Source organism: Bacteroides sp. MSK.20.12 (assembly GCF_019052435.1).
GTDB lineage: Bacteria > Bacteroidota > Bacteroidia > Bacteroidales > Bacteroidaceae > Bacteroides > Bacteroides xylanisolvens.
In genome coordinates, this window is record NZ_JAHQVH010000107.1 from 1 (window position 1) to 562 (window position 562).

At 31.7% G+C, this 562-nt stretch carries 1 protein-coding gene; it reads left to right on the forward strand.

All coding sequences use genetic code 11. The features are described from left to right. Positions 1-350: 350 nt before the first annotated feature. Positions 351-562: carboxypeptidase-like regulatory domain-containing protein (locus tag KTR06_RS24350; protein WP_120143996.1), on the forward strand; the 212-nt coding region annotated here is incomplete at its 3' end.

Genomic DNA, 562 nt, shown 5'->3' on the forward strand with positions numbered 1-562 from the left:
TTAGCAGAACTTGGTACATGGTCGTTTCAGTTTTCATCATTGTTAATAGTTCTTTAGTCTTTTGGGAGATGTAAAATGATAAAAAGATACCATTTGGGAGGAAATAATGTTCTTTTTATCTTGAAAACATCTTTTTAGACGCTATCTTTATGATAGAAATTCTATTTTAAAATATATTAAATTGAATATTTCTAGTTATAGTTTGTTGGTTTTTACTAGATGGGAGCTTGCAAAATAATACTTTTTAGTTAAATACGTAACACTTTTTCCGGTTTGTCATAATTAGTGTTATCTTTGCAACCTGTTAGAGACAAAAAATCTGTTTATAGGTTAAATTTAAGAGAGAATTTATGAAAAGAAAATTGATGTTCTTAATGACCTTCCTTTTTATAGGTATAGGTCTGATGACAGCGCAGACATCCAGAGTTACCGGTTTGGTTACTTCTGAAGAAGATGGACAACCTGTCGTAGGTGCTTCAATATTGGTGAATGGCACTACCCTTGGTACTATCACTGATATTGACGGTAAGTTTACAATCGCAAATGTACCAAGTTCTGCTAA